This is a genomic window from Sphingomonas sp. Leaf407 (assembly GCF_001425385.1).
Lineage (GTDB): Bacteria > Pseudomonadota > Alphaproteobacteria > Sphingomonadales > Sphingomonadaceae > Sphingomonas.
Genome location: NZ_LMQO01000001.1, coordinates 1,414,311 through 1,428,786, shown reverse-complemented (window position 1 = coordinate 1,428,786; position 14,476 = coordinate 1,414,311). Strand labels below are relative to the sequence as shown.

Annotated in this window: 14 protein-coding genes and 1 pseudogene; 4 read left to right on the top strand and 11 right to left on the bottom strand. The window is 69.0% G+C overall.

What is annotated here, in order from left to right; genetic code table 11:
* Positions 1 to 4 precede the first annotated feature (4 nt).
* Positions 5 to 846, top strand: a pseudogene (gene galU / locus ASG37_RS06505) (UTP--glucose-1-phosphate uridylyltransferase GalU); the annotation flags it as partial.
* 132 nt (positions 847 to 978) lie between these two features.
* Here the strand turns inward: galU and ASG37_RS06500 are convergent.
* From ASG37_RS06500 to ASG37_RS06460, 9 genes are all read right to left on the bottom strand, one after another.
* Positions 979 to 1,314 (bottom strand): DsrE family protein, encoded by a 336-nt coding sequence (locus ASG37_RS06500; protein WP_235525318.1) that lies wholly within the window; start codon positions 1,312 to 1,314, stop codon positions 979 to 981.
* Entirely contained in the window at positions 1,302 to 2,051 is a 750-nt protein-coding gene (locus tag ASG37_RS06495) for a HesA/MoeB/ThiF family protein (RefSeq protein ID WP_055757103.1), read from the bottom strand. The genes ASG37_RS06500 and ASG37_RS06495 overlap by 13 nt, the downstream gene beginning before the upstream one ends.
* Positions 2,048 to 2,476 carry a hypothetical protein gene (locus ASG37_RS06490; protein WP_235525317.1) on the bottom strand — a complete coding sequence of 143 codons (429 nt, stop codon included), beginning with the start codon at positions 2,474 to 2,476 and terminating at the stop codon, positions 2,048 to 2,050. The genes ASG37_RS06495 and ASG37_RS06490 overlap by 4 nt, the downstream gene beginning before the upstream one ends.
* Entirely contained in the window at positions 2,473 to 2,910 is a 438-nt protein-coding gene (dut, locus tag ASG37_RS06485) for a dUTP diphosphatase (RefSeq protein ID WP_055757101.1), read from the bottom strand. Before dut ends, ASG37_RS06490 begins: the two co-directional genes overlap by 4 nt.
* Entirely contained in the window at positions 2,907 to 3,719 is an 813-nt protein-coding gene (locus tag ASG37_RS06480; RefSeq protein WP_235525316.1) for an alpha/beta hydrolase family protein, read from the bottom strand. The genes dut and ASG37_RS06480 overlap by 4 nt, the downstream gene beginning before the upstream one ends.
* On the bottom strand, positions 3,706 to 4,881 hold the full coding sequence (coaBC, locus tag ASG37_RS06475; RefSeq protein ID WP_055757098.1) for a bifunctional phosphopantothenoylcysteine decarboxylase/phosphopantothenate--cysteine ligase CoaBC: 1,176 nt from the start codon (positions 4,879 to 4,881) through the stop codon (positions 3,706 to 3,708). The genes ASG37_RS06480 and coaBC overlap by 14 nt, the downstream gene beginning before the upstream one ends.
* Positions 4,878 to 5,975 (bottom strand): hypothetical protein, encoded by a 1,098-nt coding sequence (locus ASG37_RS06470; RefSeq protein ID WP_055757097.1) that lies wholly within the window; start codon positions 5,973 to 5,975, stop codon positions 4,878 to 4,880. The genes coaBC and ASG37_RS06470 overlap by 4 nt, the downstream gene beginning before the upstream one ends.
* Complete coding sequence (ubiB, locus tag ASG37_RS06465) at positions 5,972 to 7,501, bottom strand: 2-polyprenylphenol 6-hydroxylase (protein WP_055757427.1); 1,530 nt, start codon at positions 7,499 to 7,501, stop codon at positions 5,972 to 5,974. The genes ASG37_RS06470 and ubiB overlap by 4 nt, the downstream gene beginning before the upstream one ends.
* Before the next feature lie 76 nt (positions 7,502 to 7,577).
* Positions 7,578 to 8,309 carry a class I SAM-dependent methyltransferase gene (locus ASG37_RS06460; protein ID WP_055757094.1) on the bottom strand — a complete coding sequence of 244 codons (732 nt, stop codon included), beginning with the start codon at positions 8,307 to 8,309 and terminating at the stop codon, positions 7,578 to 7,580.
* A 107-nt stretch (positions 8,310 to 8,416) separates the two neighbouring features.
* Here ASG37_RS06460 and mutM point away from each other — a divergent pair, with 107 nt between their 5' ends.
* The 3 genes from mutM (at position 8,417) to dnaA (ending at position 11,464) form a co-directional block, all read left to right on the top strand.
* Positions 8,417 to 9,229, top strand: a complete 813-nt coding sequence (mutM, locus tag ASG37_RS06455; RefSeq protein WP_055757425.1) for a bifunctional DNA-formamidopyrimidine glycosylase/DNA-(apurinic or apyrimidinic site) lyase — start codon at positions 8,417 to 8,419, stop codon at positions 9,227 to 9,229.
* A 97-nt stretch (positions 9,230 to 9,326) separates the two neighbouring features.
* The gene (gene rpsT, locus ASG37_RS06450) at positions 9,327 to 9,590 is read left to right on the top strand and encodes a 30S ribosomal protein S20 (protein WP_055757092.1); all 264 of its coding nucleotides are present in this window, start codon (positions 9,327 to 9,329) and stop codon (positions 9,588 to 9,590) included.
* 476 nt (positions 9,591 to 10,066) lie between these two features.
* The gene (gene dnaA / locus ASG37_RS06445) at positions 10,067 to 11,464 is read left to right on the top strand and encodes a chromosomal replication initiator protein DnaA (protein ID WP_235525315.1); all 1,398 of its coding nucleotides are present in this window, start codon (positions 10,067 to 10,069) and stop codon (positions 11,462 to 11,464) included.
* A gap of 298 nt (positions 11,465 to 11,762) precedes the next feature.
* On the opposite strand, the gene ASG37_RS06440 is transcribed toward dnaA, so the two are convergent.
* Both ASG37_RS06440 and trpS read right to left on the bottom strand, forming a co-directional pair.
* Positions 11,763 to 13,400, bottom strand: coding sequence for an alpha-D-glucose phosphate-specific phosphoglucomutase (locus ASG37_RS06440; RefSeq protein ID WP_055757091.1), 1,638 nt, complete (start codon positions 13,398 to 13,400; stop codon positions 11,763 to 11,765).
* Positions 13,401 to 13,469: 69 nt separating this feature from the next.
* Positions 13,470 to 14,474: a tryptophan--tRNA ligase gene (gene trpS / locus ASG37_RS06435; RefSeq protein ID WP_055757088.1), complete on the bottom strand. Its 1,005-nt coding sequence runs from the start codon at positions 14,472 to 14,474 to the stop codon at positions 13,470 to 13,472.
* Between the last annotated feature and the right edge of the window lie 2 nt (positions 14,475 to 14,476).

Here is a 14,476-nt window from a genome sequence, read left to right as displayed (position 1 = left end):
CCCCATGACCATTCAGCGCGTTCGCAAGGCAGTCTTTCCCGTGGCGGGTCTTGGCACCCGGTTTCTGCCGGCGACCAAGGCGATGCCCAAGGAAATGCTGACCGTCGTCGACAAGCCGCTGATCCAGTATGCGGTCGAGGAAGCGCTGGAGGCGGGGATCGAGCAGATCATCTTCGTCACCGGCCGCGGCAAGGGCGCGCTGGAGGATCACTTCGACGTCTCCTACGAACTCGAAGCGACGATGAAGGCGCGCGGCAAGTCGATGGCGGTGATCGAGGGTATTCGCCAGAAGCCGGGTTCGCCGGTCTATGTCCGCCAGCAGGAGCCGCTGGGGCTGGGCCATGCGGTGTGGTGCGCGCGCGAGATCGTCGGCGACGAGCCGTTCGCGGTGCTGCTCCCCGACGAACTGATGGTCGGGGGTTTCCTTCGCCAGATGGTCGAGGCGTACGACCAGGTCGGCGGCAACGTCATCGGTGCGCTGGAAGTGCCCGACAGCGAAACCGACAAATACGGCATCATCTCGCCGGGCAAGGTCGACGGCAAGCTGACCGAAGTCACCGCGCTGGTCGAGAAGCCCAAGGGCAAGGCGCCGTCGAACCTGATGATCCCCGGCCGCTACATCCTCCAGCCCGAGGTGATGGACATCCTCGACCAGCAGGAGCCGGGCGCGGGCGGCGAGATCCAGTTGACCGACGCGATGGCCAAGCTGATCGGCCGGCAACCGTTCCACGGCTTCACCTTCGACGGCAAGCGCTACGACTGCGGCGACAAGGCGGGCTGGGTCCAGGCGAACATCGCACTGGCGCTGGCGCGTGCCGACATCGGCCCGGCGGTGCGGGCGTTTGCNCAAGCGCTACGACTGCGGCGACAAGGCGGGCTGGGTCCAGGCGAACATCGCACTGGCGCTGGCGCGTGCCGACATCGGCCCGGCGGTGCGGGCGTTTGCCGAGGAAGCGCTCGCCGCGCAGTAAGTGCGGTTTAGGCGACGACCAGCCGGTCGTCGCCGAGCGTCGCCAGCAACTCGATCATCCCGCCGCCGCTGACGCCGATCGCGTCGGCGGCGAGTCCGGCGAGCGCGAGGCCGCTCTGACAGGCGACGATCGCGACGCCGCTCTCCGCCGCGATGCCGCGCAGTTCGCCGAGCGTCGGCTGTCCCGCCGGGGCCGGCACATCGGCTGCGAAGCCTGCCACCGCCGCTTCATGAAGATAGACCCGCGCCCGCGCGCCTAGTGCCGCCGCCGCACAGGCCATGGTCAGCGCCGCGCGCAGCCGGTCGCCCTCCGCGCCGGCGACGACGATCGTCAGCCCGCGCACCGGCAACCGGGGTCCTTGGGCAGCGTCAGCGTGCGGAAGCGGAAAGCGAGCAGATCGGCGATCAGCACTTTACCCGCCGGGTCCTCGCCGAAGCCGACGATCGCGCGCATCGCCTCCAGCGCGGCCATGCTGCCGATCACCCCGGTCAGCGCGCCCAGCACCCCCTGATCCGCGCAACTCGTATCGGCGCGCGCCGGATCGTCGCCAACGAAACAACGGTAGCACGGCCGCCCCGCCTCCCAGCCGCGAAACACGCCCAACTGCCCCTCGAACCGCCCGACCGCCGCCGAGACGAGCGGCACCCGTGCCGTCAGCGCGGCATCGGCTACCGCCAACCGGGTGATGAAGTTGTCGCAGCCGTCGACCACCACATCGGCCCCGGCGAGCAGCTCCGCCGCATTGGCGCCATCGATTCGCGCCGCGACCGGCTCGACCCGGACGAACGGGTTGATCCGCGCCACGGCGTCCGCCGCCGCCGCCACCTTCGGCCGGCCAATATCGACATTGCCGAACAAGGTCTGGCGTTGCAGGTTGCTGGCATCGACGCTGTCGTCGTCGATCACGACCAATGTGCCGACGCCGCCCGCCGCGAGATATTGCAGCACCGGCGATCCGATCCCGCCGGCACCGATCACCACGACCCGTGCCGCCTTCAGCGCCGCCTGACCGGCACCGCCCACCTCGTGCAGCACGAGATGGCGGGCATAGCGATCGAGTTCGGCGTCGGAGAAGGTCATGCCGCCCAGTCGAACGCCAGCGACGCGCGATACCACGCCCCTTCGCTCACCAGCCGGGGGACGAGGTTGCCGCGCGCGAAGCTGACCACCAGTCCGGCCGCATATTGTTCGACCGTGGGGCAGTCGATCGCGCGGGGTATGGTGGCGCGCACCAGCCCGTCGGCGCCGATCAGCACCGCGACATCGACCTGCACCTGCACCCGGCCGCCGACCGCCACCGGCATCGGGCAGGCGGTCCGGCGCAATTCGGTCGCGACGAAGCGGGTCATGTGCGGTGTCGGACGCGGAACGTGGCGATAGGGGAGCGGCGGTAGCGCGGCCCAGTCGATCGCGCGCGGCGGGACGGGCGTTTCCACCGGTACGATCGGCACCAGCGGCACGGCGCTTCCGGTCTGGGCCAGCGCGAACAGGGCAAGCGCGATCATCGGCCGGTCGATCCGAACCCGCCCGCCCCCCGCGCGGTATCGTCGAGCGAGTCGACCTCGATGAGCGTCGCGTGCAGCACCGGGGCGGGAACCAGTTGGGCGATCCGCTCGCCCCGCACCACGTCGAACGGTTCCTGCCCGAGATTGGCGAGGATCACCTTCACCTCGCCGCGATAGTCGCTGTCGATCGTGCCCGGCGTGTTGAGGCAGGTGATGCCGTGCTTGAGCGCCAGCCCCGATCGCGGGCGCACCTGCACCTCATAGCCATCGGGTATCGCCAGCGCGAAACCGGTCGCCACCGCATGGCGCGCGCCCGGCGCTAGCGTCACCGTCTCGGCCGCAACCACGTCCATCCCCGCCGCGCCGGCGGTGGCATAGGCAGGCAATGGCAGGCCAAGCCCGTGGGGCAGGCGTAGGAGGCGCAGCGCGATCATGGTGTCACCATCGCATTGCGCATCGGTGCCGTCCCCGGCGCGGCGGCGATGCGGCGCACCGCGTCGATCAGGTCGCCATCGGCCAGCAGGTCGTGGCCGCGTCCGGGCAGTACATGGTAATCGGTCGCGATCCCGCGCAGCGCCAGCGCCTCGGCATAGGCGCGCGAGAAGCGTTGCGGCGTCTCGGCATCGTCCGCCCCGACCAGCAGCGTCACGCGCGTCTGCGGCGCGACACCGCCGACCGTCATCAACGGGTCGAAGCTCGTCACCGGCCGGGCGAAATCGCCGCCGCCGCGCCGCGCGCGATATTTGCGCCATTCGGGCAGCATGCACGGGCATCCGGCCAGCACGATGCCGTCGACCAGTCCCGGCCGCAGTCCGGCGACCACCGCCGCCATCGCCGCGCCACCCGACTGGCCGACCAGCACGGTGCGCGCCTGTGGATAGCGTTTGCGCCAGCGCAGGATGCTGTCGGCGACCGCCGCGATCCGGTCGGCGGTATAGCTGTCGCCCCCCATCCCGCCGCGCTCGCCCGGCGACTGGTTGCCCGCGCTGTCGCGATAGCCCGGCCGCAGCAGCGCCACCGCGCGCGTGTCCGGTATCGCATCGGCGATGCGGTGCGTCGCCTGCGCGAAGTCGGCCGGGACCACCCCGTCGCCATCGCCGTGCAGCACCAGCACCAGCGTCCGCACGTCGCGTACGGCGTCTGGCCCGAACGCCTGACCCGCCAGCGCGGGCGCACGCCCGTTCGTCCCGCTGCCGGCGCATCCGGCAAGCGCCATGGCGAGGATCAGTTCACGCCAGCGCATCGGCGATCCGATCGGCAAGGCGGCCGGCGACATTGGCCTTGGGGGCATCGTCCCACGCCTCGACGCCCGTGGCAGTGACGAGATGGACGCGGTTGCGATCGCCGCCCATCACGTCGCCCGATACGTCGTTGGCGACGATCCAGTCGGCGTTCTTGGTGCCCAGCTTGGCGGTGGCATGGGCGATTACGTCGTCCGTCTCGGCGGCGAAGCCGACCAGCAGGCGCGGGCGGCGCGGACTGCGCCCCAGCATCGACAGAATATCGGGATTGGGCTGGAGCGTCAGCACCGGCGCGCCATCGCCCTTCTTGAGCTTGGATGGCGCGGCCTCGACATGCCAGTCGGCGACCGCCGCGACCATCACCGCCGCATCGGCGGGCAACGCCTGCGCCACGGCATTGGCCATGTCGCGCGCGGTTTCCACGTCGATCCGCTCGACGCCCGGCGGAGTCGCCAGCGTCACTGGTCCTGCGACCAGCGTCACCCGGCCCCCGCGCGCGGCACAGGCGGCGGCGATGGCGAAACCCTGTTTCCCCGACGATCGGTTGGCGAGATAGCGCACCGGATCGATCGGTTCGTGTGTCGGCCCCGCCGTCACGAGGATGTGGCGACCGGCGAGCGACGCGGGAAGGGGCGCGGTCGTCGCCTCGATCGCAGCGACGATGGCATCGGGTTCAGGCAGGCGACCGGGGCCGTATTCGCCGCAGGCCATCGCGCCTTCGTCGGGCTCCAGCACCATCACGCCGCGCGCGCGCAGCGTGGCTACGTTCGCCTGGGTCGCGGCATGCTGCCACATGCGCACGTTCATCGCCGGTGCTGCCAGCACCGGCTTGTCGGTCGCCAGCAGCAGCGTGGTGGCGAGATCGTCGGCATGGCCCCCAGCCATTTTTGCCAGCAGGTCGGCGGTGGCCGGCACGACGACGACCAGATCGGCCTGGCGGCTGAGCTGGATATGGCCCATCTCCGCCTCGTCCTTCAAATCCCACAGGCTGGTATGCACCGGCTGTTCGGACAGGGCGGCCAGCGTCATCGGCGTCACGAACTGCGCGCCGCCATCGGTCAGCACGCAGCGCACGCCATGCCCCCGGCGGCGCAGGCCCCGGATCAGCTCGCACGCCTTATAGGCGGCGATGCCGCCGCCGACGATCAGCAATATGCGCGTCATCGAACGATCCTCTGCACCCGAACGCGCCGCCTGTCGAGCAGCGCGACCGCCAGATCGCGCGTGGCGTCGGGCAGAAACGCCAGTCCGACCAGAAACGCGGGTGCCGCCGCCAGCACCCAGTAGAAATTGTCGATCCGCGCGAACAGCGCGATCGCCAGCGCATAGCCACCGAAGGTCAGCGCGGCGCGAAAGCCCACCGGCCCCGGTGCCGCCGCCCATCCGGTCAGCGCCAGCATCGCGACCGGCGCGCCGATCCACCACGGCAGCAGCGTCAGCACCGTCGACCGCGCCATCGCATCGGCGAACAGCCCCGGACCATGGCCGCCGGTCCACCCCGGCGACACCGGATCGAGTGGACCCACCGCGATCCCCGCCGCCCGCGCATGCAGCGACAGGATCGCGACGAACACCAGCAGCACCGCGCCCCAGCCGATCGCCTCGCGCCGCTGCCGCTCGATCAGCGCCGCCGCCAGCATCGCCAGCGCGAACAGCGCCGCCGTCTCGCGGATCAGCATCGCGCACAGCGCGATCGCCGCCGCCTCGATCCAGCGTTCCTCGCTGCGCAAGGCGAGCGCCCATGCGATGAGCAGCCCGGCCCAGATTTCGTGGAACGCGACCAGCCCCGGCTGGACGAAGGCGATCATGCCGCCCGCCAGCAGGAACCACGCGACGGCGCGGGTCGTGCCCCTGGCGAACCACGCCTCGATCACCCGCCGCCACGTCAGCACCGTGGCCGCCGCCACCCCCGCCAGCAACGCCAGCACCAAGAGGTTCGGCAGCGCCGCCTGCACCACCGCCAGCGTCGGCAGGCGGAAGGTAACGAAGGGCTTGAGCGGATAGCCACCCGCGCGCAGCGCCTGCGCCGCGACGGTGTAGTAATCGCCACCGCCGCGCACCCCTTCGACGATCGCGGCATAGAGGCCGAGGTCGGTCTGCCCGGCGACGCTGGCGGTGCCGCCATCGTCGGCGGGCACGAACCACGACGCGGCGATCAGCAACAGCGCGGCGAGCGCGACCGCCACCGCCGCCACCGGGGGCACCCCCGCGAACCGTCCCGGCCGCGCCAGCCACACCGGCGGTCGCGCCCGGCTCATCCCAGCAGCGCCACCAGCCCCGCGCCCGCGATCCCGCTGCCCAGCGCCACCAGCGCATAGCGCCAGCCGTCGCCGCGCACGACGGTGACTTCCTTGAGCGGCGGGGAAGGGGGGGCGCCGCCCGGCGAGGGATAGCGTGCCTCGATATTGCGGAGCAGCTCGGGCAGGCGGGCGAAGGTGCGCAGGTCGGTGATGATCCGGTCGGCGACGATCGCCTCCGGTCCCAGCTCGTCGCGGATCCAGCCGCGCACGAACGGCGCGGCCGTCTCCCACAGGTTGATCTCGGGGTCGAGCGCGGTGGCGACGCCCTCGACCATCACCATCGTCTTTTGCAGCAGCAGCAGGTGCGGCTGGGTCTGCATGTCGAAGTCGCGGGTGATGTTGAACAGCGAATCGAGCATCATGCCCACCGACATGTCCTTGACCGCGAGGCCGCGCATCGGCTCGCCCACGGCGCGCAGCGCGGTCGCGAACTCGGCGACATTGTGGTGCGCAGGGACGTAGCCCGCCTCGAAATGGATTTCCGCGACGCGCTTATAGTCGCCGGTGATGAGCCCGTAGAGAATCTCGGCCAGCCAGACTCGCGCCCGCCGGTCGATCCGCCCCATGATGCCGAAATCGATCGCCGCGATCCGCCCGTCGGCCAGCGCGAACAGATTGCCCTGGTGCATGTCGGCGTGGAAGAATCCTTCGGCGATCGCCTGCCGCAGGAACGCACGCACCAGCCGCGTCGCCATTGCGCCGAGATCATGGCCCGCCGCGACCAGCGCCGGCCGGTCCGACAGCTTGATTCCGTCGATCCATTCGGTGGTCAGGATGCGCGATGTCGTGCGCTGCCAATCGATCGCGGGAATGGTGAAGTCGGGTTCGGCCTCCATCCCGTCGGCCAGCTCCGATGCGGAGGCGGCTTCGCGCCGCAGGTCCAGCTCGCGCGCGGTCCAGCGCTTCATCGTCTCGATGACGAGGCGCGGGCGCAGGCGCTGCAACTCGCCGCCCATCGTCTCCATCTTGGCGGCGGCCCATTCATAGGTGTCGATCGCGTCGAAGAACTGCGCCTCGACGCCGGGGCGCAGCACCTTTACCGCCACCTGTCGCCCGTCGGTCGTGATCGCGCGGTGAACCTGCGCGATCGAGGCCGCGCCGACCGGCGTTTCCTCGATCGACGCGAATTTCGATTCGATCGACGCGCCCAGCCCCGATTCGATCGCCGGGCGGATGACCTCCCACGACAGCGGCGGCAACCGGTCCTGCAGGCTCAGCAGGTCCTGCGCGACATCCTCGCCGACCATGTCGGGCCGGGTCGCCAGCGTCTGCCCCAGCTTGATCGCCGCCGGCCCCAGCGCGGCGAACGCCTCGGCATAGCGCGGCACCTTCGGCACCCGCGCGCCGAACCGCGCCAGCCGCACGATCCGCCGCAGCCGCGCCGGGCTGCGCGGATTGCGCTCGATCTCGATCAGCGCGCCATGCCGCGCCAGCGTGCGCCCCCATTTCAGGATGCGCCAGTAATGGGTGAGGGTAGACGTCATGCGGTCGCGATCGCCCAACCGTCATTCCGGCCTGCGCTGGGAGAACGACAGGGGAATGGGACCAACGGATGCGCGATCAAATCTTCCACCCGCTGTGGATCGCGACCAGCCCGCCCATGATCGGCTCCACCCGCGTCCGCACGAAGCCCGCTTGGCCGATCATCGCCTCGAAGGTCGGCATGTCGGGGAAACGCCGGATCGATTCGATCAGATAGCGATAGCTGTCCTCGTCGTTGGCCAGCAGCTTGCCGAGCTTGGGCACCAGCTTGTGCGAATACTGGTCGTAGACATCGGCGAACCCCGGCCAGGTGACGGTCGAGAATTCGAGGCAGAAGAACCGCCCGCCACGCTTCAGCACGCGGTGCGCCTCACGCAATGCCTTGGGAATGTCGGTCACGTTGCGGATGCCGAACGCGATCGTATAGGCATCGAAACTGCGGTCGTCGAAGTACAGCACCTCGGCATTCTGTTCGGACCAGACTAGGCCCTCGATCCCGCGCTTGGCGGCGCGTTCCATGCCGACACCCAGCATCGCCGGGTTGATGTCGGCGACGGTGATCGCCGCCCCCGATTTCGCCATGCGGAACGCGATGTCGCCGGTGCCGCCGGCCATGTCGAGGATCGTGTCGCTGAACTGCGGCTTCACCCGTGCGACGAACCGGTCCTTCCACAACCGGTGCATGCCGCCCGACATCGCGTCGTTCATCAGGTCGTAGCGCGCGGCGACGCTGGCGAAGACGTCGCCGACGCGCTTGGTCTTTTCGGCGGGGGCTACCTGTTCGTAACCGAAGGATACCGTGTCGTTCATGGCGCACAGCCCTAGCCGCGCCTTGTGGCTGGAGCAAACCGAACCTAGCTTTCTTGTGAGCAGATTCGGTGCCGGCCCGCGCGCGTGCAGCGCGCCAAAAGGACCCCATGCCCGAACTTCCCGAAGTCGAAACCACCGTCCGCGGCCTTGCCCCGGTCCTCACCGGCCAGCGCCTGACCCGCGTCATCGCGAATCGCGCCAATCTGCGCCGTGCGTTCCCGGTCGACCTCGGCCAGCGGCTGACCGGGGCGACCGTCACCGGGCTTGCCCGCCGCGCCAAATACGGCCTGATCGATACCGATCGCGGCGATACGCTGGTCTTTCACCTCGGCATGTCGGGGCGCTGGCGGGTCGACCCGACCGAACGGCTGGCGCACGATCATCTGGAGATCGACACGGGCGGTGGTCGGCAGGTGGTGCTGAACGATGCGCGCCGATTCGGCTCGATCGACCTGATGCCCACCGCCGAGGTCGCCGCATGGCCGCCGTTCGTCGCGCTCGGCCCCGAACCGCTCGGCCCCGATCTTACGCCCGAGCATCTCGAAGCGCGATTCGCCGGGCGGATCGCCGCGGTGAAACTGCTGCTGCTCGACCAGCGGATCGTCGCGGGACTCGGCAACATCTATGTCTGCGAGGCGCTGAACATAGCCCGCATCGCGCCGACCCGCCCCGCCGGCCAGATCGCACCCGAACGACTCGCCGCCCTCGTCGATGCAATCCGCGCGGTCCTGCTGTCGGCGATCGAGGCGGGGGGATCGACGCTGCGCGACTATGCGCGCCCCGACGGCGAACTGGGCTATTTCTCCAAGCAATTCCGCGTTTATGGCCGCGAGGGTGAGGCATGCCCGTGCGGGGGCATCGTCGAGCGGCGAATCGACGGCGGACGCTCCACCTTCTGGTGCGCGACCTGCCAGCGATAGTTGACCGGCAGCGCACCATTCGCTAAGGGGCGCACCTTCACCGGACGGGTGTCTGCCCGATCGGTCCCTATTCATTTTCGATAGAGTCGAGGACGGCATGGCGAATACGCCACAGGCGAAGAAGCGTATCCGGCGCAATGCGCGTCGCGCGGAAATCAACGGAGCGCGGGTCGGCCGCATCCGTACCTTCGTGAAGAAGGTCGAAGCAGCGATCGTCGCGGGCGACCGCGAAGCCGCCACCACCGCGCTCGCGAGCGTCCAGCCCGAGCTGGCGCGTGGCGTTGCCAAGGGCGTGCTGCACAAGAACACCGCATCGCGCAAATTCTCGCGTCTGACGAAGGCGGTCGGCGGAATCGCCTGACCCCTTAGCGTTGCCGCGACCTGATTACCCCGCCGGCGAGTGCGCCGGCGGGGTTTTTCGCGTGCCCGTTTCCGGCGCCGTTTACCCCTTGGAAACCCCTTGCGGATCGTTTCGGGAACACCGCGCCGGTTCCCGCAAACCACCCCGAATCACGGGTCGAGGAAATGGCGGAATTTCAAGGATTCGGCTGATTCCCACGCGTCATATCACCGTAAGTTATTGATTTAGAACGACAAGAAATAAATCCGACGCAGTTCTGCGGCGCAGCGCGTGTCAACCGGCTTTATTTCGGTTTCGTGACTTGATCCCGATCCGCTCCCGTTCCTAAACAGCACTCCCGCCGCCGATCTGCGACGTGCGGGGCCCACGCCTATGCAAGCGTGCGGTCGTCCGCCGGGCGACCGAAGGGGGATTTTGAAACGAAGGTCCTGGTGGCCGGGAACCCTGTGTTTCCCGGGACGGGTGAGGTGTGTCTGGTGACGATTGCGGTGGATCATGGTCAGGTTGAGGTCGCGGCGGCATGGGCCCGCGTGCGCCAGAACCTGCGCGTGTCCGCCGGACAGCGGCTGTTCGACCGCTGGCTGAAGCCGATCGAACTGGTCGCCGACGACGACAGCGCGGTGATCCGCCTGACGCTGCCCTCGGCGTTCATGACCGACTGGGTCCGCAACCATTATGCCGAGCGGCTGACCCATGCGTTCCGCGCCGAGCTGCCACAGGTTCGCGAAGTGCTGGTCGAAACCGCCAGCCCGCTCCAGTCGCGAATCGTCCCCGCCGCGCCGCTGGGTGATTCGGACGATGTCGACTTTCCGCCCTACGCTCCGTCGATCGCGCCGCGCCCGGCGGGAGAGCGCCCGACCTTCGATCCGCGCTACCGGTTCGAGACGTTCGTCACCGCCGCCTCCAACCGGGTCGCGTTCAACGCCGCGCGCGCGCTCGCCGAACCCGGCACGCCACGCTTCAGCCCGCTATTCCTCCACAGCGCCACGGGCCTTGGCAAGACGCATCTGATGCACGCCATCGGCCACGCCTTCCTCGCCGCCGATCCGTCTGCCAGCGCCGTCTATCTGCCCGCCGAGCGCTTCATGTTCGAATTCGTCGCCGCCATGCGCGCGCGCGACACGCACAGCTTCAAGGCCCGCCTGCGCGGCGTCGACCTGCTGATGATCGACGACCTCCAGTTCGTCGCCGGCAAGGACGCGACGCAGGAGGAATGCCTCCACACGATCAACGCCTTCATGGACGCCGGCAAGCGCGTGGTAATCGCCTGCGATCGTTCGCCCGCGCTGCTCGACGGGATCGATCCCCGGCTCGTCTCGCGTCTCGGCGGCGGCCTGGTGGCCGACATCAAGGCGCCCGAGGAGGACCTGCGCCACGCGATTCTCGCCGCCAAGCTGGCCGATTCGGCCGACGGCCTCGTCCCTGCCGATGTGCGCGAGCTGCTCGCCGGGCGGATTCGCGGCAGCGTGCGCGAGCTGGAGGGCGCGCTCAACCGTCTGCTCGCCTATGCGCAACTGACCGGCGACGTCATCGACATGCCGTTCGCCCATGCGACGCTGGGCGAGATGCTGGCCGGGCCGGCGCGGCGCGTGACGATCGACGACATCCAGCGCGCGGTGTCGGTGCATTTCGAGGTGAAGCAGCTCGATCTGATTTCGGCGCGCCGCGCACAGGCGATCGCGCGGCCCCGCCAGGTGGCGATGTACCTCGCGAAGAAGCTGACGACCCGCTCGCTGCCCGAGATCGGCCGCAAATTCGGCAACCGCGACCATTCCACGGTCATCCATGCGGTCCGCCGGATCGAGGAGCTGCGCGGCGTCGACCGCGAGATCGACGGCGCGGTCCGCTCGCTGCTGCGCTCGCTCGAAGCGTAACGGCTGCCGCTTACCGGCGACCGCCCACCACCATCGTCATTCCGGTGAAGGCCGGAATCCATACACGCTGACGATCCGACTCGATTCGCAGCGGTAGTGGCTCTGCGTGGTCCAGTAAAAGATGGGTTCACGCGGAGGCGCGGAGGCGCGGAGGCGTTGCGCCCGGTGCTACCGCACCCGCGCCAGCGGCCTCATCTTATCGGCAGCCGGAAGCGCAGGCGTCTCCCGATCGCGGAAGGGTATGCCCGAGTCGCACCCCCTCCGCGCCTTCGCGCCTCCGCGTGAACCAACCTTCTTCTTACGTAATAACGTCCGGCGCATCCCGCCCGGTATGCTCGCGAATCGACGCGAGCGTCTCCGCCGCCGCCACCAGCGGTGCCAGCGCGTCGCCGGTCGCCTGCTCTAGATCACCCTCCACCGGCTCATACCGCTCGATATACACGCGCAGCGTCGCGCCCTGCGTCCCCGTCCCCGACAGGCGGAACACGATTCGCGACCCGTCGGCGAACAGGATGCGGATGCCCTGGTTGCGGCTGACCGACCCGTCGGTGCTGTCGTGATAGGCGAAATCGTCCGCCTCGGACACGGTCAGCGCCCCGACCGCCGTCCCCGGCAAGGTCGCCAGCCGCCCGCGCAGGCTCGCCATCAGCGCATCGGCCCCGGCCTGCGCGACCCCCTCGTAATCATGCCGCGCATAATAGTTGCGGCCATAGCGCGCCCAGTGATCGGCCATGATCTCCGCCACCGGCTGTCGCCGCACCGCCAGAATGTTGAGCCACAGCAGTACCGCCCACACCCCGTCCTTCTCGCGGACGTGATTCGAACCGGTCCCCGCGCTCTCCTCGCCACAGATGGTGACGAGGCCCGCATCGAGCAGGTTGCCGAAGAACTTCCACCCCGTCGGCGTCTCGTACAGCGGCACGCCCAGCGCCTGCGCGACCCGATCGGCCGCCGCGGACGTCGGCATCGACCGCGCGATCCCCGCGATCCCGTCCTTATAGGCCGGCGCCAGATGCGCGTTCGCCGCCAGCACCGCGAGCGAATCGGACGGGGTGACGAAGATGCCGCGCCCGATGATGAGGTTGCGGTCGCCGTCGCCATCCGACGCCGCGCCGAAATCGGGGGCGTCCGCGCCCATCATCCGCTCGTACAATTCGTGCGCATGGACCAGATTGGGGTCGGGATGATGCCCGCCGAAGTCGGGCAGCGGAGTGGCATTGACCACCGATCCCGCCGCCGCGCCCAGCCGGCGTTCGAGAATCTCGGTCGCATAGGGACCCGTCACCGCGCTCATCGAATCGAACGACAGCCGGAACCCGCCGGCGATCAACGCGCGAATCGCGTCGAAGTCGAACAGCTCTTCCATGCACTCGGCATAATCGGCGACCGAATCGATCACCTCGACGGTCATTCCATCGACCACCGACTCGCCCCGCGAATCGAGATCGACGTCGCCGGCGTCGCTGATGACGTACGCGTCGATCTCGAGCGTGCGGGCATAGAGCGCGTCGGTGAAGCTCTCGGGCGCGGGGCCGCCGTTCGACACATTGTACTTGATGCCGAAATCCTCGTCCGGCCCGCCGGGATTATGGCTGGCCGAGAGGACTAGTCCGCCGATCGCACCGCGCTTGCGGATCACGTTGGAGGCGGCGGGGGTCGACAAGATGCCGCCTTGCCCCACGATCACCCGGCCGAACCCGTTGGCGGCGGCCATGCGGATCGCGGTCTGGATGACCTCGCGGTTCAGATAGCGCCCGTCGCCGCCGATCACCAGCGTCGCACCGTCCTTGCCCTCGACCACGTCGAACACCGACTGGATGAAATTCTCGGCATAGCGCGGCTGCTGGAACACCCGCACCTTCTTGCGCAGGCCCGACGTGCCGGGCTTCTGGTCAGTAAAGGCTGAAGTGACGACGGTATTGCTGGGCACGAACATTTCCCCCGATGCTGCGGAACGGGGGATTCATTATCGCGGCGGCCTGACCTGCGACAGTTAATTCGCAGATCAGACCTGCAATCCCAGTGCCTCCTGCGCCGCGCGCAACGTCGGCCGCGCCAGCGCCTCGGCCTTCGCCGCGCCCTTGGCCAGCGCCACACCGACCGCCGCCCGATCCTCGAGCAGTGCCACCAGCCGGTCGCGGATCGGCCCCAGCGTCGCTACCGCCAGATCGGCCAGCGCCGGCTTGAACGCGCCGAACCCCTGTCCCGCGAACCGGTCGAGCACGTCCTGCGACGTCTCCCCGGCAAGCGCGGCATAGATGGTGACGAGGTTGCGTGCCTCGGGCCGCTCGGCCAGCCCGGCGACCGCATCGGGCAGCGGCTCGGGATCGGTCTTGGCCTTGCGGAACTTGGTCGCGATCAGCTCGTCCGAATCGATCAGGTTGATCCGGCTCATGTCCGACGGATCGGACTTGGACATCTTGGCCGTGCCGTCGCGGAGCGACATGATGCGCGGCGTGTCCTCGGGAATCATCGGTTCGGGCAGCGGGAACAGCTCGACCCCGAAGTCGAGGTTGAACTTGGTCGCGATGTCGCGCGCCAGTTCCAGATGCTGTTTCTGATCCTCACCCACCGGCACATGCGTCGCCCGGTACGCAAGGATGTCGGCGGCCTGAAGCACCGGATAGGTGAACAGCCCGACGCTCGCGCCTTCGCGGTTCTTGCCGGCCTTGTCCTTCCACTGGGTCATGCGGTTGAGCCAGCCGACGCGCGCCGTGCCGCCCAGGATCCACGCCAGCTCGCTGTGCGCGGGCACCCGCGCCTGATTGAACAGGATCGACCGGTCGGGATCGATTCCCGCCGCCAACAATGTCGCCGCCATCTCGATCGTGTTCGACGCCATCAGCTTCGGGTCCTGCGTCACCGTCAGCGCGTGAAGATCGGCGAGGAAAAACAGGCAGGTATCGTCCGGTCCCATCCGGTCCTGCAACCGCACCCAGTTGCGGATCGCGCCCAGATAATTGCCAAGGTGGAGATTGCCGGTGGTCTGGATGCCGGAGACGACACGCATGG